At 48.5% G+C, this 24,315-nt stretch carries 21 protein-coding genes; all 21 read right to left on the bottom strand.

Translation table 11 applies throughout. The features are described from left to right. Positions 1 to 17: 17 nt before the first annotated feature. A complete protein-coding gene (locus DQG23_RS27800) occupies positions 18 to 1,469 on the bottom strand; it encodes a hypothetical protein (RefSeq protein WP_113034312.1) in 1,452 nt (483 codons plus the stop codon). A gap of 83 nt (positions 1,470 to 1,552) precedes the next feature. Beyond that, a complete protein-coding gene (locus tag DQG23_RS27805; protein WP_113034313.1) occupies positions 1,553 to 2,431 on the bottom strand; it encodes a carbohydrate ABC transporter permease in 879 nt (292 codons plus the stop codon). Beyond that, positions 2,431 to 3,402, bottom strand: a complete 972-nt coding sequence (locus tag DQG23_RS27810) for an ABC transporter permease (RefSeq protein WP_238178061.1) — start codon at positions 3,400 to 3,402, stop codon at positions 2,431 to 2,433. Before DQG23_RS27810 ends, DQG23_RS27805 begins: the two co-directional genes overlap by 1 nt. A gap of 118 nt (positions 3,403 to 3,520) precedes the next feature. After that, positions 3,521 to 5,080, bottom strand: coding sequence for an extracellular solute-binding protein (locus DQG23_RS27815; protein ID WP_113034315.1), 1,560 nt, complete (start codon positions 5,078 to 5,080; stop codon positions 3,521 to 3,523). A 330-nt stretch (positions 5,081 to 5,410) separates the two neighbouring features. Then, complete coding sequence (locus tag DQG23_RS27820) at positions 5,411 to 6,286, bottom strand: 2-hydroxy-3-oxopropionate reductase (protein WP_113034316.1); 876 nt, start codon at positions 6,284 to 6,286, stop codon at positions 5,411 to 5,413. Positions 6,287 to 6,301: 15 nt separating this feature from the next. Beyond that, on the bottom strand, positions 6,302 to 6,580 hold the full coding sequence (locus DQG23_RS27825; RefSeq protein WP_113034317.1) for a YciI family protein: 279 nt from the start codon (positions 6,578 to 6,580) through the stop codon (positions 6,302 to 6,304). 38 nt (positions 6,581 to 6,618) lie between these two features. Continuing rightward, positions 6,619 to 7,233 carry an SGNH/GDSL hydrolase family protein gene (locus DQG23_RS27830; protein WP_113034318.1) on the bottom strand — a complete coding sequence of 205 codons (615 nt, stop codon included), beginning with the start codon at positions 7,231 to 7,233 and terminating at the stop codon, positions 6,619 to 6,621. A 35-nt stretch (positions 7,234 to 7,268) separates the two neighbouring features. Beyond that, a complete protein-coding gene (locus DQG23_RS27835) occupies positions 7,269 to 8,300 on the bottom strand; it encodes an SGNH/GDSL hydrolase family protein (protein WP_113034319.1) in 1,032 nt (343 codons plus the stop codon). Between the two features lie 56 nt (positions 8,301 to 8,356). After that, the gene (locus DQG23_RS27840) at positions 8,357 to 8,806 is read right to left on the bottom strand and encodes a NanQ anomerase/TabA/YiaL family protein (protein WP_113034320.1); all 450 of its coding nucleotides are present in this window, start codon (positions 8,804 to 8,806) and stop codon (positions 8,357 to 8,359) included. A 12-nt stretch (positions 8,807 to 8,818) separates the two neighbouring features. Further along, positions 8,819 to 9,550: an RraA family protein gene (locus DQG23_RS27845; RefSeq protein WP_113034321.1), complete on the bottom strand. Its 732-nt coding sequence runs from the start codon at positions 9,548 to 9,550 to the stop codon at positions 8,819 to 8,821. After that, a complete protein-coding gene (locus DQG23_RS27850; protein ID WP_113034322.1) occupies positions 9,534 to 11,066 on the bottom strand; it encodes a glycoside hydrolase family protein in 1,533 nt (510 codons plus the stop codon). The genes DQG23_RS27845 and DQG23_RS27850 overlap by 17 nt, the downstream gene beginning before the upstream one ends. A 91-nt stretch (positions 11,067 to 11,157) precedes the next feature. Continuing rightward, positions 11,158 to 11,880 carry a hypothetical protein gene (locus DQG23_RS27855; RefSeq protein ID WP_113034323.1) on the bottom strand — a complete coding sequence of 241 codons (723 nt, stop codon included), beginning with the start codon at positions 11,878 to 11,880 and terminating at the stop codon, positions 11,158 to 11,160. A gap of 250 nt (positions 11,881 to 12,130) precedes the next feature. After that, entirely contained in the window at positions 12,131 to 13,159 is a 1,029-nt protein-coding gene (locus DQG23_RS27860) for an S-layer homology domain-containing protein (protein ID WP_158560724.1), read from the bottom strand. 98 nt (positions 13,160 to 13,257) lie between these two features. Continuing rightward, positions 13,258 to 14,118, bottom strand: coding sequence for a cohesin domain-containing protein (locus tag DQG23_RS27865; protein ID WP_238178073.1), 861 nt, complete (start codon positions 14,116 to 14,118; stop codon positions 13,258 to 13,260). 406 nt (positions 14,119 to 14,524) lie between these two features. Next, positions 14,525 to 16,366 carry a hypothetical protein gene (locus tag DQG23_RS27875; RefSeq protein WP_146762393.1) on the bottom strand — a complete coding sequence of 614 codons (1,842 nt, stop codon included), beginning with the start codon at positions 16,364 to 16,366 and terminating at the stop codon, positions 14,525 to 14,527. Positions 16,367 to 16,666: 300 nt separating this feature from the next. Then, complete coding sequence (locus DQG23_RS27880) at positions 16,667 to 18,835, bottom strand: helix-turn-helix domain-containing protein (RefSeq protein ID WP_158560725.1); 2,169 nt, start codon at positions 18,833 to 18,835, stop codon at positions 16,667 to 16,669. A gap of 282 nt (positions 18,836 to 19,117) precedes the next feature. Then, on the bottom strand, positions 19,118 to 21,088 hold the full coding sequence (locus DQG23_RS27885; RefSeq protein ID WP_238178062.1) for an AraC family transcriptional regulator: 1,971 nt from the start codon (positions 21,086 to 21,088) through the stop codon (positions 19,118 to 19,120). A 263-nt stretch (positions 21,089 to 21,351) separates the two neighbouring features. Then, complete coding sequence (locus DQG23_RS27890) at positions 21,352 to 21,831, bottom strand: SRPBCC family protein (protein WP_113034329.1); 480 nt, start codon at positions 21,829 to 21,831, stop codon at positions 21,352 to 21,354. A 111-nt stretch (positions 21,832 to 21,942) separates the two neighbouring features. Next, the gene (locus DQG23_RS27895; RefSeq protein WP_113034330.1) at positions 21,943 to 22,296 is read right to left on the bottom strand and encodes a VOC family protein; all 354 of its coding nucleotides are present in this window, start codon (positions 22,294 to 22,296) and stop codon (positions 21,943 to 21,945) included. Between the two features lie 49 nt (positions 22,297 to 22,345). Next, positions 22,346 to 23,194: an alpha/beta fold hydrolase gene (locus DQG23_RS27900; RefSeq protein ID WP_113034331.1), complete on the bottom strand. Its 849-nt coding sequence runs from the start codon at positions 23,192 to 23,194 to the stop codon at positions 22,346 to 22,348. Positions 23,195 to 23,283: 89 nt separating this feature from the next. Then, a complete protein-coding gene (locus DQG23_RS27905; protein WP_158560726.1) occupies positions 23,284 to 24,141 on the bottom strand; it encodes a phosphotransferase family protein in 858 nt (285 codons plus the stop codon). Positions 24,142 to 24,315 lie beyond the last annotated feature (174 nt).

Here is a 24,315-nt window from a genome sequence, read left to right on the forward strand (position 1 = left end):
ATAAATGAGTGCTTTCATCACGCTTCCGTTTCGAATTTGAACGAATACAAATGAGCGTCGCTCATCATAATTTCCATTATTACCGGCTGGCCGGAGAGAGAGGCCGGATCGCCGCCTTCGAACGTCACCGTCTTGTCCAAGCTGTCGCCGAAAAGCTCGACTGCATTCAGCTCTCTGTCCTCGCCGATCAGCCTAATCCTGACATAGCCTGCCGCCGAGGTCGCGAAGTTGACGGACAAACGATTTCCCTCAAACTGAAAAGGCTTCGTTACAAGCCGGCACGGTTTATACGTGGCGCTGTAAGACACGAAACCGTCTATTCGTATAGAGTACCGCCGCAGCTTCGCAGGCGTCATCGACCAGTGGTTGTCGTAGGCGTACATCGAGAGCTCGTTCGGAGCATAAGGCAAGTCGTTTTCCGTCTCGATCATGCCGAGCGCAGGATAACAATCCCCATATACCCAGTTGTACTCCCTCTCCAGTCCAGGCGTCATGAACGCCTCGTCCCAGCGATTCCACCTCTCGCCGTCCCGGGACGACATAAACAGACAGTCTGTAATGACCAGCCCCAGTCTCGGGTGCGACTTCATTCGCCGCTTGCGCCTTTCCGCTCCCGGGAGCTGATCGAAGGCCGGTGTCCAAGCTTTCTTCTCCACATAACGGGAAGGGAAGCCGACGAGCATATGCTCTGCTCGATAATAGGGCTGAACCGCATTCGTATAAAGCGGATAATCCTCGCCCTCGCCGAAATCGATCCGAACGGGCGTGCTCCAGCTTTTGAAATCCTTCGATACCATTCGCCGAATATCCCGGATCCCCGCATTCAGATCGTCGCCGGGAATATCGTGAAAGTCGCGGATATAGCAAACGTACCGGCTTACGGCTTTATCCCAAAAAGCAACGTTCAACGTATCGAATTTGCCCTTATCGGTCATTTTCCACGCTTTCTTGAAGCGAATGCCGTCGGGACTCGTAAAGCACCATAGATGATGAGCGTCTCCGGAAGTATTAAAACCGTCGATACCGAGGCCCTTATAAAGCTCCTCAGGCGGGCAAGCGGGATTCATATCTTTAAACACCGAGAAATTATCGAATTTAGCCGTATGATGATCCAGGATGATATTGTTTTCCTTTGAGCCTTCAAAATCGCAAATCCCGAGTCTCGGCTTAAACCAGTTCTTACCATTCAGACTTTCGGCATAACATACGACAATCGGCCGCGGTCCTAAGCTCATATCCGGCTTAAGCATTTCCCAGCCAAGATAATACATACGGTAAAAGCCGTCGTCCTTCACAATGCAATGAAAATCGCAGCCGTCCCCCTCCCACGGCTCGTTGTGATCGATCACGACTTCCTTGCTTTGGGGCTGGTGTAGCTTTAGTACAGCCGTTGTAGCATCCTTGTCTATCAAATAATCGTCCCATAGCAGTTCCCTCCGGCTTCCGATAGGGATAACATCCTCCGCCATCACTTTTCTCCTTGTAAAAACATTTTTAGTTTCGTACGACATGAAAAGACATCCATACTTCCTGTCTACCAACCTTTGCTCGCTTATCCTTTTACAGAGCCAACCATCATTCCTTTAACAAAATACTTCTGGATAAACGGATATACGCAAACGATCGGCAGCGCGATCAAAAGCGTAGCCGCGGCCTTCACGCCCTCCTTGGGCATGTTCTTCATCCATTCCGATGCCATCGCAGGATTTTTCCCCAGCGCAGCCAAATCGAGATTGGCAAGCATCCCGCGTAGAATTAACTGCAAAGGCCATTTATCCTGCGTATTGATAAATATGGCGGCAGAGAACCAGCTATTCCAGTGGCCTACCGCATAGAAAAGGCCTATGGTAGCCATGGATGGAAGCGACATCGGAATAATAATTTTGATCAGTATCCCGATCTCGTTCGCCCCGTCCATTTGCGCCGATTCTTCCACCTCCTGAGGGATATCCATAAAAAAATTTCGCATCAGAAACATGTACCACGGACTTATTAAACCAGGTAATATGAGCGCCCACAGCGAATCTCTCAGCCCGATGTTCGTAACGAGCAAATAAGAGGGAATAAGCCCGCCGCTGAAAAACATCGTAACCAGCACGGCAACTGTAAGAATGCCCCTATAGGGCAAATATTTTTTCGAAAGCCCATAGGCTAAGGTGCATGTAAAAAGTAAACAAAAGAAGGTCCCGGCCAACGTAACTAGAACGCTGATTGCCAGCCCTTTATAAATAAAGACGTTATCGACCAGCAAGTATTTATAGGAATAAAAAGCGATCTCCCGCGGAAACAAGGTATAGCCGTATTTCAGGATCCCTTCATTGGACATGAACGATTGATTGATCAAAAAAACAAAAGGAATGATGAACAACAAAGACATCAAGCTCAGCAATGTTACGTTAATCAGGTTGAACCAATCGACTCTCCTTTTCATCACCAGACTCCTTCTTTTCCCATTCGTTTGACCACATAATTGGAGATGATTAAAAACAACAGACCGATCACATTTTTGAACATACTAATTGCCGCGGCGTACGAGAAATTATTTTTTAACAAGCCTTCTCTGTACACATAGGTGTCAATAATATCGCCCGAACTGTAAACGCTTGGAGAATAAAGCAGCAGTACCTGCTCGAAGCCGGCATTCAAAATATTGGCTGCAGATAGGACGAACAAAATCGAAATAATATTGGATATGCCCGGCAAACTGATATGCAGCATCTGGCGGAAGCGACTCGCTCCGTCGATTCTCGCACTCTCGTAAAGCGCAGGATTGATGCCTGCTAGAGCGGCCAAATAAACGATGCTCCCCCAACCTACGCTGGCCCAAACATCACTGGCTACAACAATAGAACGAAAGTATGCAGGGTCTCCCATGAATGCTATGGAACTGCCTCCTAACGCGCGAATGACCATATTGACGGGCCCCGCTGTCGGCGACAATAGCGCAATCACCATGCCTGAAATAATGACCCAGGACAAAAAGTGAGGCAAATAGGAGATCGTTTGCACGATTTTTTTGAATCTGGCACGAACCACCTCATTTAACATCAGAGCCAAAATAATCGGTAGCGGAAACCCGAACAACAGCTTATAAAAGCTGATCAACAGCGTATTTTCAAGCAGCCGGCCGAAATAGTAGGAGCTAAAAAAGTCTTCAAAATGCTTAAATCCCACCCAATCCGGCTTCAGGAGCATAGCCTCAAGACCGCCGAAAGGCTTAAAGTCCTGAAAGGCGATCACGACGCCATACATCGGGATATAATGAAAAATCAAAAAATACAGCAGTCCCGGCAGCGTAAGCAAATAAAAAAATTTATACCTGTTGATATTGCCGAGAAATCTTTTCTTTCTCGATTTCGGTACAAACTGTCCCGCCGCGGCTCCCACCCTTATCCTCTGCACAAGAAACTCACCTCGATCTGGCAAGGACGCCTTTTGACAACCGGCGTTTACCTTACAGTTATATAAAGCCGCCCCTTTGCGACTTGAAGCTTGCACAAAAAGGGACGGCTTCCGCAGCTTATTTTTGCGCTTTGAACTGCGCGTTGCGGTCTTCAATCATTTGCTTGCCGCCGATATCCAGCCACTGCTGCATAATCGCATCCCAGTCGCTTAAAGGCCGCTCGCCTGTAAAGACTTTAATTTTTTGCTCCTCCATAAACGTATTCAAATCGGTCAGCTTCGAATAGGATTTCCATTTCGATTTGTCGTATTTCACCGTTCGATCTGCCGCCTTGAAGCTTGGAAGCTCTTTCGTTTTCTTCATCATTTCCGTGTACTTGCGGTCCATCCAGGAAGACATCGGCGATGCCGAGAAATCGTTCCAGTCCATGTTGAACATCCAGTACAGCGCATAATAGCTTGCTTTGTTAGAATCATATTTGTCTTCGCCGATGTACTCCAATGTGCCGTCCGGCAGCTTCGTGTAGGATTCTCCTTCAACACCGACATAAGTCAACTCGTAGCCCTCTCTGCTCGCATGGTAATCCAAAAATTTCATTGCAGCTTCAGGGTTTTTGCTTTTCTTGGTAATGACAGTTACAAATTGAGTGTCGGGCGCCTCCGATATTTTATTTATGCCGTTTCCTTTCAAAATAATGGGTTCGTAATTCGCATCCGGAATCGTTTTCACCAAGACCTCGGTTGCTCCGGCAATTGTTGAGGAATACCAACCGGACACCGCCCCGACCTTGTTTTGCGCAATCAGCTCAACTTGCTTCGGAGTTGTAGACAAGATCATCTCCGGCCAGATGTAACCTTTTTTATTCCACTCAACCAATTTAGCCATAAAATCCTTGTAGCCGGGATGTAATTCCGGAGGCAGCAGCTCTCCCTTCTCATTAAGCCACCACTCGGACGCCTGCGGCAAAAAATAAGGAGCGAGACCGTTTTGAAGATATTGGAAGTCGTAAGCGCCTATAAGCGGATAGGCGTCCTTTTTATTTTGCTTAAATGCTTCCATCACCTTCTCAAAATCCTCGACGGTAACCGGCTTCTCCAGCTTCAGCTCCTTCAGCCAGTCCGTACGAATCTGCAAAACGGTTCCTTTCGTATTCGTTGCAAGACTCGGAATACCGATAATCTTGCCGTCGGCTGTAACCTCGGACCAAACCTCGGGATTGAAATTTTTCTTTAGGTTCGCTCCATGTTGATTAATCAGATCATCAAGAGGAATGATGGCTCCATTCTTATACAATTCAATCGCCTGATCCATGCTAAGAAAAGGAATGATATCCAGTTGCTCGCCGGAAGAAAGCATTAAATTCATCTTTTGGCTGAAATCCGCGCTGGTCGGGCTGAATACGATATTCAAATCGACTCCGGTTTTATCCTGAATAATGTCATGTGCATGCTTTTCAACTTCCGTTTTCCGATCAAAACTGGCGTTGGGATTGATCGCCACAATCTTCACAGGAGGTTTTTTATCGCCCTCCTTGCCCCCTTCCTTGGCGGATGGAGCAGTACTTCCTGCAGGCGCGCTTGAATTCGGATCGTTCGTTTTGGTACTGCAGGCGGCGATCGAGACAAGTAGTATGCAAATCAAGAATCCGATCAAGCCTTTTTTCATCGGTTGATTCATAAAAGACAGCCTCCAACTTCAATTTAGGTTCACTCCGTAAGCGAATCGATACGTTGTTCGTCCATGCAATCGTCGTAAGTCTACCGATGTCCCCCCCTCTCTTTTTACAATCGTGCATACTGTTCTTGCTTTACGATCCTTATCATGAATCGAGACAACTGCCGCTTCAATCACACAATTGTCAGAAACGTTAAAAAAATGGGGAAAATGACAGCCGCAGAGCGTAATTGTGTATAAAAATATTGTCAAGCGGATTGAATCACCAAATAATTTATGAAAGTAAGCGTTTACATTACGTCCGATGTTGAATACCGTACTTTGTTTCGTTCTCTACAACTGATCAAAGCATCTATATAGAGCGCTATGATCCTCCGACGAATAGCCTTCTTCGCTTAATTGCTCGAACATTTTATAAACTCTTGTTGTGAATTCCAAAGGCATTCCCATCTGCGCGCTCATGGACAATGCATTGCTCAAATCTTTCTTGTGCAAGCTCATTCGAAATCCGGGGGAAAAATGTTTGCGGCTTATATTGGTTATTTTCGTTTCTAATACTCTGCTTCCCGCCAGCCCGCCGCGAATCGCTTCAAAAGCAGTATTCGCATCAATTCCGGCTTTTTTTCCGAACGCAAGCCCCTCGGATATCGCCGCAATATTAATGGCAACGATGATTTGGTTAATGAGCTTGACCGTATTGCCCGCTCCGATATCTCCGACACGCGTGACGGTCGACCCCATTTTTTTCAGAAGCGGTGTAACCTGATCCACCGTCTCCTGCGGGCCGCCGACAATGATTGCCAATTTGGCTTCGATCGCTCCTATTTCCCCGCCGCTTACGGGGGCATCCAGCATGGACACCCCTTGCTTCATCAAAGCGGCTGCTACTTTTCTAGCTGTCATCGGATGAATCGAACTCATATCGACATAGATCTTGCCGGGAGTAAACCCTTCGATCAATCCGTTTTCGCCCAGAGCAACTTCTTCCACCTGCGGAGAATCGGGAAGCATGGTAATCACGATATCCGATAACTGTGCTACTTCCTTTGGGTACGAAGATGCCGTGGCCCCCAGACAAACCATTTGTTCAACGGACGCTTTACTGCGGCTGCAGACATTTAATTTGTATCCGGCGCGAATCAAATTTTTGGCCATAGGCTTGCCCATAATCCCTAGGCCGATAAATCCTATAGTCGTTATCGTCTTCATCTCCTTGACCCTCGCTTACTCCAAATTGCCTTTCACAAGCTCCCATTCATGAATGTCATAATTTCGCGCACCCTGAACGATGTAAGGATCCGTTTGCACCCAGCTTGTGACTTCATCCATAGATTCGGCTATATAAATGACCAATCCTCCCGAACCGTCGGTAAACCGGCCATTAGCAAACAACCTGCCCGCTTCCCTTTGCTGTGCCAAGAAAGCCAGATGCTGCTCCCTGAACATTCGGCTTTTCTCGGGATCCAACATCGGCAGGAAGACCGCAAAATATTTATGGCTCATCTTTAAACACTCCTTAGGATGTTAAGAAAATATGGGACTTACACAAATTGCTGCAGGACTCCAGCAAGAAAAGCGGCCTGCAGCTCGCTAGCCTTATCCGTGAAGTGATCCCCGTCCCTATAGGCTCCGTCGCCAAGGCAAAGCGTGAAGCCATGAAGGTCCGCGATCGGTAAACCGTAAGAGGCCATAATGGCGTCAGCCGCTTGATTATAGAGCGATATATCCATATTGTACCTCGCAAATCCTTTCTCCGTACGATTGGCCATGGTTTCCATTACCGGAGTGGTTCGAACCCAACAGACTTGGAGTCGGCTATTGGAAAGCAGCTCGCACATTTGCGTCAAATTATCTTTATAGTTCTCTATGTGCACTTGCTTAACGTTATCTATCGTCACCAAATCATGCAATCCGCAATTCAACAGCAAAACGTCAATTTCCAACAACTGCTTGCCGATGCGCCCCTGTAAATACTGTAATACTTTCGTGCTGTTTCCGCCATTTATAAGATAGGGATTTTCGATTTCACGTTCGGTCGGAAGCAGCCCACTGTCATCCCCCTTTCGGCTGTAATGAAATTGGTTTCTAAGCATCTGCTGCAAATACGGGCCATAATCCATAGAAATACTGTCTCCAAGTACAAAAAGCTTCTTCATAAACCGTTTCTCCTTGTGCCGTCATATACATGTTCTTAACTTTGGAAAAGATTTTGCTTCAAGACTGGAGCGAGCCGGTCCGCTATTTGAGCGAATCCTCGGTCGTTGGGGTGAAGTCCGTCCACGTACAGCCCTTCCTCATCCAAACCAATCAATTCGCTGCCGTCCGCAAAATACACGTTCGAGTCACCCGAGCAAACTGCTTCTTCGTAGACACCCCTAATCGTTCTACGCATGTTGCCATAAAGCTCCGCTTTCCCAGAATCGTACCGTTCGCTGCTGAAGCATAGTGGAGAAATCATTACAATCGGCGTATCGGTTTTCGTCTCGCGCAGCTTTCGGTAAAATGGCGCGTAAACATCGGCCAACTGGGCGGCTGAGGGAAGATTCACATGATAATCGAGAACATAGCAAGCCGAATTGATTTCGGAAAGCAGCTTACAGACGGAAAGCTCCCCTCTGCCGCTGCCGTTAAAGCCCATATTCACGATGTCGATATGCAGAATTCTCGATATCATGGAAACGTATCCGTTGCCTGGACGGCTCGCACAAGCCCCCTGTGTGATCGAACTTCCATAAAAAACGACGGGAGCGTTAGCGGCATAGGGTGACGGCTGTCCGAGCTTTGCCTTCCTATCGATGCCTATTTCCAGAGTCACAAGATCATTGTAGGCGGGCAAATATAAGGTGAATTCACGATCCTTCGAAGCGATATCCTTAAAAAACATATATTCATAAGGTTGTCCCGTCATTTGAGGGACCGAGGTCCCCCAATACTTCATTTGTCCCGGCTCTCCCGCATATAAATCCATACCGCTATGTCCTAGCGGGGGCATGTCGATCATTTGCGGAGCATGATGATGAGCGGCGCGAATTTGGAGCGAGGTTGTGTCGCTTGTAAAACGGATTCGCCCCCCGCTAGGCATTTGCGAAAGCAGCCACACGTTTTCGGGGATTGAAGCCTGTGCTCTTTGCGGAAAACGGATGAATCGGCTCTCATGTTCATGCAACCAGGGAAGTCCGCTGATTGTAAAACGTTCTTTCGTCACAGGAATCCATGTTATCACAATTACGTCCCCATTCTGCCAGCTGCCGCAGCCTTCTTTATGAGAAACTCTCTGCCTTATGCTTTTATCTTCACTATCACTTTTTTGACGGCTTGTGGCTCGTTTACGGCTATTGCCGGGATATGGGCGTCCTGAAGGCCATAAATGACGAACGACCCTTCATCGAAAACATTCCAGCTCCCTTTCCCTACGTAGAAGGAGTAATCGTCTTTTTCATCGTATTCCTTAATCAGTTTCAAGTTCGAAACGGACGCATAACCCATACGTTCCATTCCTTCGTAAATATAATGGACGTCGATGTACTTTCGATGCGCTTCCCAAACCCCTTCCTCGATCGGCCGGTTCACATAATGCTGCAGCATCGCATACATATTTTCGCCTTCTATTTCGTAATTTCCCGGCTCCATTGCCGAGAAATCAGTCTGCTCCAAATACTCCAAAGCCTTTTTAATATTTTCACTGACTCCGTAATAAAGAGAAGCATTTTCTAATCGGTCAATGATCAATGTATCCCTCCTCTACAATTCTTGATTCGTTTTCCTATCAGCCAGAGCCGCATCCCATAACGCCTTCACCTGATCCTTCTTGCTTGAGACGGACAGTCCGCTCTGCCTTAGCACCAAATGAGCTTTCTTCTCAAAATCGAGCGTTACCTGACATGCCGCAATGATATTGTCCCAGCTCTCCTCCGGTACTACAATCATTCCGTCCATATCCCCATGGATGATGTCACCGGTCCTGACCGTAATTCCGCCGATTTGCACGGGTTCATAGAGCCCGCTCCAAACGTAAGGCGTGTGATGTACGACTTGCCCCGCTCCGAATACTTTGAAGCCTTGGTTCAAAATATCCTTTAGATCCCGGATTCCGCCATCCGTTACAAGACCTGCCGCACCAACCGAAATCATCGTTTTCGCCATGCCGTCTCCTGCAGCACATTCCCTTTTTTTATGTGCCCCGACTGTTTGCACAATGACCACTTGAGGCAAATCTTTTCCGCTCATTTCATCGAGCATTCTAAAATACGACTCCGCATCAGCCTTATTGCCCGGCGTTGAACTGTCAAGCTTTATCGTCACCGCTTCTCCGACCAAAGGAGGCAGCCCGGGCGAAAGGCACTTGACGGTTTGATCCATGTAGGGAACTTCGATGCCAAGAAGGTCGGCGGCATTGCAGATCAAAGCGGTAGGAGAATCAGCCAGCTGCTCTATTAATCTTTTTTTTGCTTTCAAGTCAAAGTTGGTTGCCATGTCCTACAGCCCTTTCAGCAAAAGAAAAAGAGTAGAGCCTTGCCTTGCCGTATAAGTAAAAACGAAGCTTTATCCGATTTCTATCGCGCAAATCGTCCAGCGAACTTGAACCGTTCCAAATGGCGGGAATATCGAAGCCGTCCGAATATAAATCCAGACAGTCGCGTCTTTCAAATCCGGCTATCGGTTCGTTCGTTTCCGCATCGATCGCTTCCACCTCGATATAATCGCGGTAAGGGATTAGCTCTCCGGCGTTTATTCGCAGTTCTACATTAGAAGACTTTGCAATTTCCATCGGAACCGTCGTAATTACAGCAGTAGAAAGCTGATCAGCGCTGGAAAGATAAGTTAGCCTTCCCCGTTCAATTTTGGCGACCCCGCTTCTAACTTGAGACGTGTCGTAACGCTGAGGCGCATTCGCAGCAGGCTCGCAAGTTCCGGAATAGAACACGTAGATTTCATCGTCCTTCACAACGGGATTTGAAGTTACAATGAAAGCATCGTCCCATTCACCTTTTTCTCCCCTGTCAAGAATAGCCTCCAACGGGTTTACTTTGACGAAATTGTTTACACCGTCTCTGCTTACCGCCAATCTGGTGTTAGCCTTAAAAGCTCCCCATCCTTCTCCAGGCCTTACGTCCTTGGGAACTCGCGTATCGAACCGTCTGCTTTCTTGAACTCCCGTATACCCGTAGTAATCGGTCCACAGACTATAGTTATAGAACGCCAGATAATATCCTTTGTATTTTAAACCGCATAACAGGTGAACCGTAGACTCTTCTTCCGGCGGCAATATCGGGGAGTCGGGTCTTAGTTCAAGGCTTTCCATGTCCGGCCCATAGGCCATTATCGTATGAGACCACCTCTCCGGTGTCCCGACAAATCCGTAAACTTTAAACCTTTTCTTAGGATCGCTATCGTCGATCAAGATATTTGTCATATCCACCCCGTCTACGGTATGCGGGCTTGTTGTCCAATGAATACCGTCAGCCGAATAAACAACGTTAGAGGCAACCTTAAAATCTCTCAAGGTTTTGCCGTCTATTGTTTCCTTCGCAAGGCTTCTAGCCAAAGCTTTGTATCGTTTCCGTTCATCCTTCTCCGAATAGTCCTTGATCACGCAGAAATGTTCGGAAAACCTCAAGCCCGAATGATCGTAATGGCTAAAAACGATATTATTACGCGAGCTGTTCGCACTATAGATCGAAAGGCTCGGCTTTTCCCACCAAACCCCGTCCAGGCTTGTCGCATAACCTGTAGATGTTTCCCCGTAGGGGCCGTCTTGACCGAAATACCACATCTTAAACACCTTATCGTCCTGATCGTAAATGACGGAACCCGCCCAATCCGTAGCCCGCCATCTATCCCAGTCGGAGTAGTCGCCCAGAGGCAGCACGGGATTTGCTTTACACTTCTTGGCCTTGTTTACGGTAAGCTTGGCATTTAAAGCCGACTCGATCTCCAGCATGTCAAGAAACAGTACCGTTACCCCAGCCTTAACCACTACCTGTTCCATATTAATCTCTCCGTCCCGTTTTTTTATTAATTAATGGGAGGCAGGCGAATGCTTGAATTTACCTGCCCTTCCCCGTTGTGCGCCGGATGACTTAACCGGTAACAGCATACAATCGATTGCTCGCTGTCAGGCTGATCGGACCCGAATAATGGTACACTTTGCACAATTCCTTGCCGCCTTCAAAGATCGCCGTAGGCTGTTCGACGACAAAGTCGGCAAAATGGGGGACGTTAAATGCAACATAAGCCAGGCTGATGGAATCGACAGCTTTGTCATAACGATTGGACAGATCCGGCAACAGTACCGGTCCCGTATCGACTTGGTACATGTTCCTTTTATCATGGATGTTCATCGTTTTAATCGGAAACTCGATGATCGCGCGCAGTCCCGTCTCGGAATTGAATAGCTCCGTTTGCCCGATGAGCAGCAAGTCGTTATGCGTGGCTTCGCGGATCTTGTCGTTGGTGTCCAGCAGCTCGCACTGCTTATGTTCGCGAATGTTGTAACGCTGTCCGCCCCACATATTTTCCGACTTCGGAAACTGTTTGTAGGTGTCAACGTTTAGATAGGCTTTGCGGTTAAAAATAATCCCGTATTCCGGACCGAACACAGGGATAAAATCAAAGTTGTCCTCATAGAACAAGTCTTTCTCCGCAAAGGTCGCCTCGCTTTTGCAAGCGCCGCATTGGTAGTAGTCTTCAACTCTGCCGGATTTCTCATCAATGAAACGCATACGCGATTCGACCCACAAACGAACTTGATTTTCCGACCACTTCCCGGTAATAAATGACACACCATAATCAATCGGCTTCATAACATCCATCCTCCACAATTTTCTTGTCTTGCACATCCATATCCTAGAGTCGGATCCCGGCTCGTTCAATCAAACAATTGTAAAAAGGATTGTAGAAAAGGGGAAAGTAATGCATAAAAAACGAAACCGTGTATAAGAAACCTGCCGAGATACTCTAATGCCGCCGTCTTTGACACCGGTTTTCTCCGTTAAATCCAAAAAAGCAGGCCGGAGCTTGTTCTCCGACCTGCCATCCATACTTCAATTAGCCCTATAGCTGCCCCAAAGCGAATAACAGCCGCTTCACAACTACGCCCGCTTCCGCTCTGCTCGCCTGCCCCTGCGGCACGAACGTATCCTCCGTTCTGCCGTTGATGATGCCTGCACGTACCGCCAGCGCAACATCCTCGATCGCCCATTCGCTTATCGACCGCTCATCCGCAAATATCTGTTGAGGCGCCGCATTTGAAGCCGTTCCCGTTCCCTTGAACTTCCCTTCCGAGACAAACTTCCCCGCTCGTACAAGCATGACCGTCATTTCTTCCCTTGAGATATCCTGCTCCGGTGCGAAGCGGTCTGCCGTTATTCCTTGGACGATCCCCGCAGCGTGGGCTTCGTTTATGACCTTCGCATACCAGGAATCCGGCTGCACATCGGTAAACGGGCTTTGCGCCGACGTCTCTTTCAGATGGAACGCTCTCGCTATCATGGCGGCAAATTGGCCCCTCGTCACCTTGCCTTCCGGCACGAAGTGCGTGTCATCCATGCCGTCGATTATTCCCCGCGAAGCGAGCAGCTCGATATCTTCCTTCGCCCAGTGGCCTGCCAAATCCACGAACGTATTGCCGATCGAAACGCTTGCTCCGACAGCCGACGTTTTGCTTTTCAAATTGCCGGCTACCGTTTTCATAGACTCCCATTTCACGTCGGCTTTCCCGTATTTCTTCCGCTTAAACGTCAGGGTGCCGATAGTCAGATCCCCGCTATCGCCGGGAACGCTGCCGATTTTGGTATGTGCGATAATGATTTCATTGTCCTTGATGATCGGCGATACCGAGAAACCGTCTCGTCCCGACTTAAACTCCACCCATTCAAGCTTGTCGGAATCATAGGTAAAACGTGCCTCATAGCCGTACATATCCACGATGCTCCGCCCGCTCAAGGTTATCGTAATCTTTCCGTCAGCCGGCATGCCGGCGTCCATCGCAAATGCCGGAGCCGTTTCGGCATTTGCGTCCGCAAGGAACAGCCCGGGCAAACAAACTAGAACGATCAATAAACAAAGGACTCGTTTACACAAAATTTTACCGCCTTCCTCCGTTTTCTGTGTGTACATGTATGATGCCGGACAGGAGGAGGCAAGCTCTTGTTCCTCCCTCCTCCTGCACTGTCGCACCGTTATCCGATAATTTTCCTTGCAAGAGCAGCTAAATCCTCGATATCGATTTTGCCGTCTCCATTCAGATCCGCCTGTTTCACTTGTTCCCAATCCGGGCTGTTCGTATTTTTGCCGTAGTGGGCGGCCATGATGGCCAAATCGCCGATCGTCACTCTATTATCGTGGTTGAGATCGCCCGAAATGCCGGCAGTTACCTGAATAGTAACCGAAGACAAAGCCGCCTCATATTCGATGCCGTTGCTGTCCGCCAGGCGGGCGCTTGTCAGTTTAATTTCACTCGCTGCCGTCTGGGATACATATTTAGCTTTGAACGTCAGTTCAACGATATCCGCTTGACCTGCGACCTCATTTCCCGGGCCTTCGCTGGCCAAAATCAATTGAAGGTTCCCGGCCTGATCGTTAGCCGTTTGCAGAAGACTGACTCCTTGTTTGATCGATTTGGCCGAAACAAACTCTACGGTCGCAGGATCATAATGGAGCTTAATATCCTGCGCGTAAACATTCTGGGCTACACTGCTCAAACCGTATTTCACCTTAAACGTCGATCCGGCGGAAACCGAAGCGGCATCGGCCGTTAAAGAAGTAACGTTTGCTTCGCTCGCGGACGATTCATCCAGAACGTAAAGCCTGCCTTCACCAGGGGCAAAGTTCGCCGATAACGTCCCGGAAGCGCTATCATAATTCGTAGCGGTTTCCAAGCCTGTCGTTTTCGATACTTCCTTCACCGAAGCCGGCTTCGCCGGAAGCGAGAATGAAATTGTGCGGCTATTCTCAAAATCTCGGTTCACAGCCATAATATACTTTTTGCCTGCCTCGTTGGTGAAATATCCGGTAATCGTCGGCTGGCTGCGATCCGTCACCTGCCACAAGAAGTCTGCCGGCAGCGCAGTCGTATCCGGAACACCTCATTGCCAGTGTGATATACGGCCTGAGATTTGAGAGACAGCAGCGTCGGTCCGAGCTTAAGCACCTCTCCGTTTATCTGTTTAGCCCATTCATACGTATCGTTCCTCGTACCGTCCGGTAGGATTAAAGCATCGTGAAACCCACGATACGGTACCGTATTGTAAGTAAAGTACATATAACCTTTTAATCCGTAAGCTAATGCCGGATAAATTTGGTATCTTAATTGGTCCTCATTCGGAACTATCATTTCCCCGTCCTGACCTGTCGATTGAATAAACATCCAAAGATCCTTATTTGAATCAAGCGCGGCAGAACGGGTTTGCTCCAAATATTCATACATATCTTGACCGTCAAATGAGCCTACAAAAAATGGATAAGCATCATACGAAATAACATCGGGGTTATAACTCGACCATTGCCTGATGTAAGCTTCGACTTGGTCTTGTTTTCTGGCTCTGCGAACATCAGCGTCGATAGCAAACCAGAGATCGGCATTGATCGGGACACCGTTAATATATTCATTGCCCCTTCAACCCATTTCACTCCATCCTTCGATCGGATTACCAACCCGACCTGGTTGTCTCCTCCTCCGTTATGGGTAAGCTCCATGTAATAGGTCGTATTTGGCGTTACCGCAGCGTTCAATCGGAATTTCGGGAAGTATGAACTTGGTTGCGTATCGATAGAGCTTTCCGCTATTTTCGAAGTTTTCGACGGCGAATCCCATAACGTTAACGTTAATACCTCACCGGTGCTCCACGTTTCATTGTCTATATACAGTTGGATCCAATTGATGGCCGTTTGATTAGCAGCGGTTTTGAACGTCTGTCCGATTCTATTGGAAGAAGTAACAAAATCGCCCTGTATTTCGCCACTCTGATTAGCATCTACAGTGAACCAGAGATCGAAATCGGCCGGTTGTCCCGATTGATATGCGGTACCGTTGCTATCCCAATCGACGCCTTTCTGTGAAGCATATACCGATACGGAGCCATTAACCGGTTCAATCGAGAATTCCATATAATAGCTCGTATCCGGATTAACCGCTGCATTCAGCTTGAACATCGGATAGCTTGAATCAGGTGTTCCTGTTAGGGTACGCTCCGCTATTTTCGCCGCTTTGGACGGCGAATCCCATAACGTCAGCTTTACGCTTTCATTCGCTCCCCATCCGGCCTTATCAATACCCGCTTGAATGTAGGAGATTGTAGTTTGATTCGGCTTTGTTTTAAACGTTTGCCCGACTGTTTGCGCAGAAGTGAGCGGAATGGTTCGCACGGATTTGCTGCCTCCCAGCAGCATATTGAAATAAGCGAGATGATTGGGGTCGTTTTGTCTAACCGTGTCCTGGATCTCCTTCATCTTGGGAAGCCATTCGCCAGGCGGTTCGTCTCTAAGGTGCATGCCCATGTAAGCAGGATGATCTTTATAAAAGTTCACCGCTTGCTTGAGGGCTTCATCGCTAGGTCTGGAATCTTCCGTAAAGTTCGGCGCTAGAGTCGAACCTATATAGAGATAAAACAATAAATCTCCATTCTGCGGTTGTCCTTGATAAAATGCCTGCCCGCCATTGTAAACATCCGATGTGCTTACTGCGACTAAGCCCAGATCAGTTGTACTAGTTGTTGTCACTTCCATGTAATACTGCGTTTCCGGTGAAAGCTGGTAACTGACACGGCCTAGATTGAATTCCAAATATGGCGGCGCTTCGAGTGGAGCAGTAACAGTATCGCTTAAGATCAGCGAAGTTTTATTCGGATTGTCGTAAATGCTAAGGGTAAAAGATGTCCCTGAGGGCAAATTGGGATTATTCAATTTGAGTCCGACTATACCATGGTCCCAAATAGGCCCCGCAGGTGTAGTAAAGGTTTGACCGATCGGCTTGTCATTGCGTACATTCCAAGCGTCATCTGTTGACATTTGCGAAATAAGCTCCATTTTAAATTCACTGTAGGTAACGAAATCATCTACAAGTACTTTCAAACCGTGTTTCTCAGCCAGATCAAGCGAAAATAAGTTGCGTCCGAGCGTCACATGCTTATCATTCCAGCCGACAATAAAATTTGCGTTCATATCACGGATTTCCGCATAGCTCCCGTCGTTTGTATCCTCTGGCCATGGACCATAATAAATCCCGATCGGAAATTCGTCCAGCACCTCCGACGGCGGCGCGGCGAGCAGCGATGCACTGCCGGCAAACATGGAGATCATCGTAATCAGGCAAATCAGCAGCCTTCTTGTCCTTTTCAATTCTTCTCCTCCGTTCACTTAAAAAGCTTACAGAATATAGCTCTCTCCCTTGCCCTCCGACCACCGTATTTTTTCTCTAAGCAAACCGTCGATCCTTAAACTTCTTTCCGGTATCACTCTCCCTGCCGTCAACTTTGCAAATCGCTCATTACGATTATCACTATGGAAGGATTCTCCCCTATTCTTCAATCCCACAATTGTCAAATCGGTTGTAAAAAGAGTGAAAAAGGCTTACAAAAGGAAAAAGCCCGATCAACCATCCGCTTTCAATGGGATCAAGCTTTCGTTTTCCGTTTCCTTATTGCGATTCCATGCCAGCTCTCTGTACTCGGTCGGCGTAATGCCGGTATATTGCTTGAACACTTTGGTAAAATAGCTTTTACTGTTAAAGCCGGTGCTGCTGCCGATATCCGTGACCTTGATTGCCGTGTCTGCCAGCAGCTTCTTCGCCCGCTCGATCCGGAATTGGCTCACGTAGTCGATCAACGTCATATTGTATTGCTTCTTGAACAACTGGCTTATATATTGCCGCGTCACCCCGGCGTAGGCCGCAACGTCATCCATTGAGAAATTTTCCGCAAAATGCTCTTCGACGTACTTTTCCACCTTCTGCACGTAATCCTTGAAATCGGTCCGGTAATCGGCGTTGAAGCTTTGGAACTTGCCGAGGAAAAACTGCTTGACGCAATCGGCGTTCATAATCCCGTTATCCGTGATCAGCTCGTTGATCTCGTTCAGAAACACAACGCTTTCCTGATCGTACAGCCGGATGAGCAGCGAAATGTTCATATAAAGGTTGAAGTTGTATTCCATCAGGCTGCGCTTTTCCGAAAACATCGTATGCAGCATCTCCGTATACGTCTTCTCGTTGCGCTGCCGTACGGCCAGCTCCAGCTCTTCGATCGCCGGGTCCTTGATCTGGCTGTGGCTGTAGTCCACCGGCAGCTTGTTGTAGCAATAAATGTTCGTTTGCGGGGAATAGAGGCGTCCCATGTTGCAGGCGTACAAAGCCTCGACGTAAGAATTGTTGATCTTGTCGAGCGGATAAACGCCGCCTATGCTGACGGTAAGCCGGTTCAGCACCTGTTCGTCCAGACCGGCGATAAGTTCGGTAATAAACGCGTTCAGATCGCCGTCGCGCAGCCGGAATAGAGCAGCCGCTTCACGGTCCGACTCCGTAAACAGGTCGTGCTCGAACCGCGTATCCAATTCGCGTTCCAACTGCGCGACAGGGTTCGTTCCGTTCATCGACTCGCCTCTGCCGCGGAGCGTAAACAAGACAACGGCGAGATGCGCGCCATAGCCGGACAAATAGCGGCCGATGTCCGGGCTGCCGCTAAAACGGTCCTTCATCAGGTTGTGCAGCAGCGTCCTCTTAAGAAGCTGCTCGCTCTCGTTAAGACGATGCTTCAGATGGCTGTTCGTCTGCAGCACATCGTCGAAAGCCGAGCTGAGGAAGTCGAATTCTCCTTGTCTTGACAGCTTGCCGGTAAAAGCGGCGGCCACCTTCGCCATAACCGTTCCGACCGGCTTGTAGAGCTGCCGCGCCCCGAGCGCAATAAGTCCGCTAATCGCCAAAGCGACGACGGCCAGCAGAACGATCATTTTGTTGCGCACCTTATAAACGTCATGATACAGCTCGTAAACGTTCACCTCGCCGACCAGCTGCCAGCCCATTCCTTTGAGCGGATAGCTGTTGACGCTGTAACGATCCGCAGGCTGCATCCCGGTTTCCGCAGGCTTGCCGATTTTCGTTTTGTCCTTGTGATAAATAACGATGCCGTCAACGTCCGTCATATAATAACTGTAAATCTCGTCATCCACGTTGAGCTGCCGCAAAAATTCGTTGTACAGCTTCTCGATGTCGATATTGAAAATCAAAAACGTCTGCGCTTCGCGCAGCGGCAGCTTGGCGTACAGCGAAACGACGGAGCGTGCCTTTCCTTCCCGCTCGAGGCTCCAAGTCCCGCTTCCCTTTACCTCGTAATTGGTCATGGAGCCAAGCTCCTCGACAATCCGTTCATACGGCGTATTTCGCAAATCGCTGAGAATGCCGTAATTAGAAATGAGCAGATACCCTTCGTCTTCGTTATAAACCGAGGCCTGATCCAAATATTCTTTGTTAAATACGAGCTGGGTCAGGCTTTTGATGATATTCGTTTTGTCGTTCGTAAGCTGTGTTCTCGTATATTGGTCGTTCGCCGCCCCCGTGAGCACGTCCTTTCTGATTTGCTCCAACGTTTTTTCCATGAAGGCGCCGGTTCGGACGAGCTCGGTTTCGTTTTTCGCATTGATCAGACTGGTCGATTGCTGCAAAAACAAGTCCATATTGTAAACGCTTGCAACCAAGAAGGGAGGAACCGAAACGAGAAGCAGAATCAATATAATATGATAGTGATACGCTTTTATGCCGAGCTTCATAGGTCCCATACTCCCCTTTTTTATAGTTCCGTCACCCATTAGCCGCACATGCCGACTTATCTTTGGAGAAAAGTATAGGGGAGCGCCCGTCGGAACACAACAGCAATATTGGAAGCTGTGTTGCAATGTTGTCAATTAGCTGTAGTTTTTCCAGTAAGATCAGGGAAACGCTGCCCGAACGGGTCTCATTTTTACTTAAAAACAAATACGCCCCCCTCCCCGCTAGCGGCGGTTTTGGAAAGCGTACCTGTTTAAAATTTGAGACTGGGGAACAGCCTCTATTTATTTGATATCAAAATAAGTGACCAGCTCGTCCAAGAGCAAATTCGCCGCTTCGTAACCGCCGGCCGAATTCCAAATAGCTTCGTCGACCTGCTTGACTTTGCCGTTTTGCACGGCGCGCAGGTTTTTGAACAAAGGATCGTTCATCCATTCTTGAACGACTTTGGAGGCGTCGGTTTTGCCTGCGGCTTCCGTTACGAAATAGAACAAAACATCTCCGTCCAATTCCGGAATCCGTTCTTTAGTCATGACCTCGATGTTGCCGTCCTTGTTTTGCGAATCGGGACGAGCGAATCCTAATTGGTTCAGCAGAACGCCCGAGAAGGTTTGCTTCTGGTAAATACGCACCTGCGTAGCCGAGAAGCGGGCAACCGATATTTGATTGGCTGCCTTGCTCCCGAGCTTGGCCTTGACCTCAGCAACCCGTTTGTCGAAAGCGGCCATCGCTTTGTCGCCTTCTTCTTTTTTATTGGTCGCTTCCATATACAGCTTGAAATTGGTTTTCCAATCTCCGCCCAAATCCTCCGAGAAGACGGTCGGCGCGATCCCCTTCAGCTGCTCGTACACCTTCTCTTGCCTCACTTTATTGCCGATGATCAGGTCGGGCTTAAGAGAGGCGATCAGCTCCAGGTTCGGCTGCATTTCGTCGCCGACGACCGTCACGTCCTTCATATCGTCTTTAATGTGGTTATACCACGGATCGCCGATCCAGGATTTCACGGCTCCTACCGGCTTGATTCCGACGGCCAGCAGCGCTTCCGTTCCTTCATTCGTCAAAATGACGACGCGCTTCGGGGTGCCCGTCAACGTTACTTCTCCCATCGCATGCTTGACGACGCGCGGCGCTTCCGGAGCGGCCGAAGCGGCGGCAGTCGGAGCGGCAGTCTTATTTTCGCTCGGCGAGGCCGTTCCTCCCTGGGAGGTTTGACTTGTTCCGCCGGAACAGGCGCTTAACAGTAATGCGAAGCAAAACAACAATGTTGCGGCCACCATAGAGATCGACCGTCTGTGCATAGAAAATTCCCCTTCTCCGTTATATTGATAATCATTCTCATGATCATTATCAATATAGCTCCGAAGCCGGTCTGCAACAATGGGATATCGCGACAGCAGGGATGGATTATTCCGCAAAGCCTTCGTCCGGTAAGCTTCGTCTTTAAAGCGGATGGGCGAAATGCCGACAACCTTTTTAAACAGCCTGCTGAAATAATAGCTGTCGGCATAACCTACGCTTTCCGCGATTTCTTTAAGCCCGGTATCCGAATCAAGCAGCAGCTCCATCGCTTTGTTCATGCGGACGCGTATCAAATAATCGATGGGGGTCGTATCCGCCTGACTTTTGAACAGCCTGAGCAATTGCCGGGAACTGCAATCCAGCATGTCGGCAATCGATTCCAGCGTCAGCTGCTCCTTGTACTCCTCTTCAATCAAGCGGATGGCCTGCGAGACAAGATCGGGCTTGTTTGCCGCCGCTCCCTGTCCATGCGTTTGCTCAGTCAGTTCATATAGAAATTGATAAAACAACGATTTGACATGCAGCTTGACGAACGCATCCGGCCGCTGCCAAGCGTTGTGCATGTGCTCGACTTTTTTATGCAGCGAAATCGGGTAAGGCGGAGCTAAGCAGCCGGGCAGTTGAAACGGATTGCCGTTCTCCATGAGGCGAACCAGCTCCGGACGGGCCGGCAGCGGCAAAATCGCTCTGTACAAAATCATATAATACTCGAACCACTCGTCAGGCGTTATATCCAAATGAAGTCCTTTGCCCCCATGCAGAATATCAAAACGCTTGGCGCCGCTAAACACTCCGCCCAGCTGCAAACTAGCGCACCCCCGGGATACGCAAAGAAAAGCATCGGCCGGCAGCCGATAGCCGCGGATATGCTCACCGAAATCCAGCTTCACATGACGAATATCCAATATTTTAATAAAAACGTGATTCCACAGTATGGAAGAATCGAATCGCTCCACAAGCTGCACTCCCTCTGGGCAGAAAATGACGCCGCCGATACGGATCGTCCCATCCCCTTCCGCTTGAAGGCCGGAAACGATCCGGGAATAGTTAGCGCCGATGTAAATTAGTATAATCGATAACAATTATCATTATCAATAAGAGCCGGGAAGATCGGCGAAAAATAAAAACCGCCTCGCATGAAGCGCCCCCCATTGCTAGATATCATCTAACAGTTGGAGGTGCAGTTCAGTCTAAGCGGTTGATTGTTCCGGGTAATTCCTTAGTTCGTATGGCTCGCGATAAGCTCGACATATTTCTCATGCCATATTTTCCACTCGTTCTCGCGCAATGCCAGCGTCCTTCCGTCCAGCAATGTGCTAATGACATCCAGGCATACATGCCAGCCGGCGAGATCCTTTGGGGTATGATCCGTAATTTTGGTTATCTTTTCGATCAAGATAAGGCGGGTTCCGCCGGACTCCGGAGAAAGCTCGAAGCGAACGCGGTCTTCGCCCCATGTGTATTCCAAAACGGCATTCGTTCGGAGCTCAATAATCTCCATCTCCTCGAATGTGCCGTCCTGCATGTCGAACTTGAAAACGCCTCCTTCCCGGAGGTCGTCGACCCGCAGCTCGGTAAACCATTCCGCCAATTTATCATTTTCCGTCAAATAGGCCCATACATTCTCGACCGAATGCTTCAGATGACGCTCGAATCGGGCAATATGTCCGTTCGGGGCTTGTTGTAGACTTGCCAGCATATTGTACCTCCTAGAAATGAATAGATAGCCGCATACCCTTAGTTTATCCTATTTCTATTAAAATCAGTTACTTTTCCGCTCGTCAGCCCGTCAGCTTACCGGCCCTCCGGCTCAAAACCACTGAGTCAATCCTAGCGTATTCCCATCCGGATCGGTAACAAAAAATTCCGCATGGTCGGAACGGCGAATCATATCCGTCACTTTGACGCCGCTCTCTTTCAAGCTTTTATGCAAGCTTTCCGCATCGTTGACGTACAGGCCGAAATTAGGCTCCGTCATAGGCGTACTTCCGTCGCTCTTCAGAAGATGGAGAACATTTCTCCCGTTAATATGCAGCTCGGCAAAGTCATGAAAATCATGCGGTCCAAGGGTAAATCCGAGATGCAAGCAGTACCAGGAGCTTGCTTGTTCCAGATCCCGTACGCGAAGCATAATTCCGAATTGTCCAGTCAGCTTTTGTGCCACTCCAGTTCCCTCCAGCCCACGGTGAAATTGGGATTTATTGAGATTTATTTTATTTTAGCATAAAGAATGCCTTTATGGTTTCTATGAATGTTTCCGGCTCTTCAAGATGCGGGCAATGATTGCTATCTTCAAATACATGAAGCGTTGATCCTGGAATTAGCCGATGGATTTCTTCAGAGGAGGCCAATGGACACTGAGCGTCATATTTACCGCACAGTACCAAAGTAGGCGTTTCGATGAATGGTAACGAGTCGCGAATATCGAAAGAAGATAAGCTTTTATTGTAATAGTCCAATCTTTTTTGAACCGTTCTCCCGCTGCTCGGCTTGCTGAAATATTCGTCCCATCTTTCGGGATGATGGAGCGACATTTCCGTCCATTCGCGGGCCGCTTTCCCTTTTAGCTCATTGCTCGTATCGTCTGATTGTAAAATAGAGAAAATCTCTCGCAGGCGGGTGTTTTGCGGGTTATCCCTGCAATACATGCTGTGCTTGGATTCCATATAACGGTTTGAGGCTGCCGCACCGGCTGCGATCAGCTTATTGAGAGAGCCCCCATGTCGAATCGCATAAATAAGGCCCAGCATGCCCCCGGTCGAATGTCCGGCAAAAGACCACTTTTGATAACCGAGCGCAGCTCTTATTGCCTCGAGGTCCTCGATAGTTTCGTTCATGTCCAGCTCGCACTCATCCACGATTCGATCCGAGTTCCCGCACTCCTTTAGATTGATTAGGATGACTTTTCCCAGCCCGGCAAACCTGTCTGCAAAGTAATATCCGCGTTTGGTAAAAGCCGAATAATAATGGGTTACGCCAATCGGGTCGCCCTCTCCTGTAACGAACACCTCAAAGATCCCCCGAAAAGTGGATATCATTTTCACTTCCCATACCGTTGACATGTAAACACCCCCTATAGTTAATAATAAGGGGGTTTGGGGGTAGACCCTAATGCCTTTTCTTCATAACCGCTTATTCTGTATTGTGCTGCTCAGTAGAAATCATGGTTAATAGCCCACGCGAGCCGCCGATTCCATTCGCTTTTTACCGGAGCAGGGAAGTCATCGGTGACCATTTCGATAATTCGCCAAACTTGAAAAATGACGAAACGATGTATGATCTCCGGATTACACTCCTCTTCTCTTCGCTCCAAGTACGCCTCCACGAACCTTCTCCCGCATTCATGAGCAATGTCCGGAAAATGCAAATGCGTCCAAAACAACACATTCGCCATATCCGTTCTGGGGTCGCCTATACCGGCAAGCTCCCAATCAATTAACCTATCGTTTCCGGAAGTATCTCTAATCACATTGTGATACCCAAAGTCCCCGTGAAGCAGCGATGCACGCCGAGCGAAGGTTCCGCTCAGCTCTGAAAATAGCTCTATCGACCGTTTATGCAAGCGGTTGTCGATGAACGGCTTTGACGGCGGTTCCTCCAGCTCGATTTTTCGAAGCTGCGAGCAATCCGCAATATTCGCGCTATGTATTTCCGCAAGCAGCCGGCCCAAGGATGAAAATATGTCATATATTGCCCCGTTATTCGCAGCTTCAAGATTTTCCTGAATGTGCTCCAAAAGTGTTTTTCCGCTAATGAACTCCATATGCAGCCCAATGCGCTCAGCTAAAATGAAATTCTGAAACAGGCGTGGTACCGTCCGGCTTTCTTCTAATATGCGCAAACATTCCCGCTCAACGGAAGCATTTCGGTTCGAAACCATGGCTACTTTCAAAACGCTGCGGCTCCCTCCACGCTCCAGCACATACACCGCATTCGTACCGCCCCCGCTTAAGGGGCTAATGTGATATTCGGAAAATTGCTGCCGGACCAGCTTGTTTAATGTATCCACATTTGTTTCCGTCCCTTCGCCATTAATAAGGAATACTCCACCGATCACATTAACTCGCTAACGCAAGGATAAACGCCTTCGCCGTCTTTTAGGGCGCACACATTTACCGTTGAATTAAGCACTTGATAGGTTGAAACATATCATTCCTCATATGTTAGAAAAGCGGCCGACCAT

Origin of the sequence: Paenibacillus contaminans, from assembly GCF_003285015.1 — a bacterium.
Taxonomy (GTDB): Bacteria; Bacillota; Bacilli; order Paenibacillales; family NBRC-103111; genus Paenibacillus_V; species Paenibacillus_V contaminans.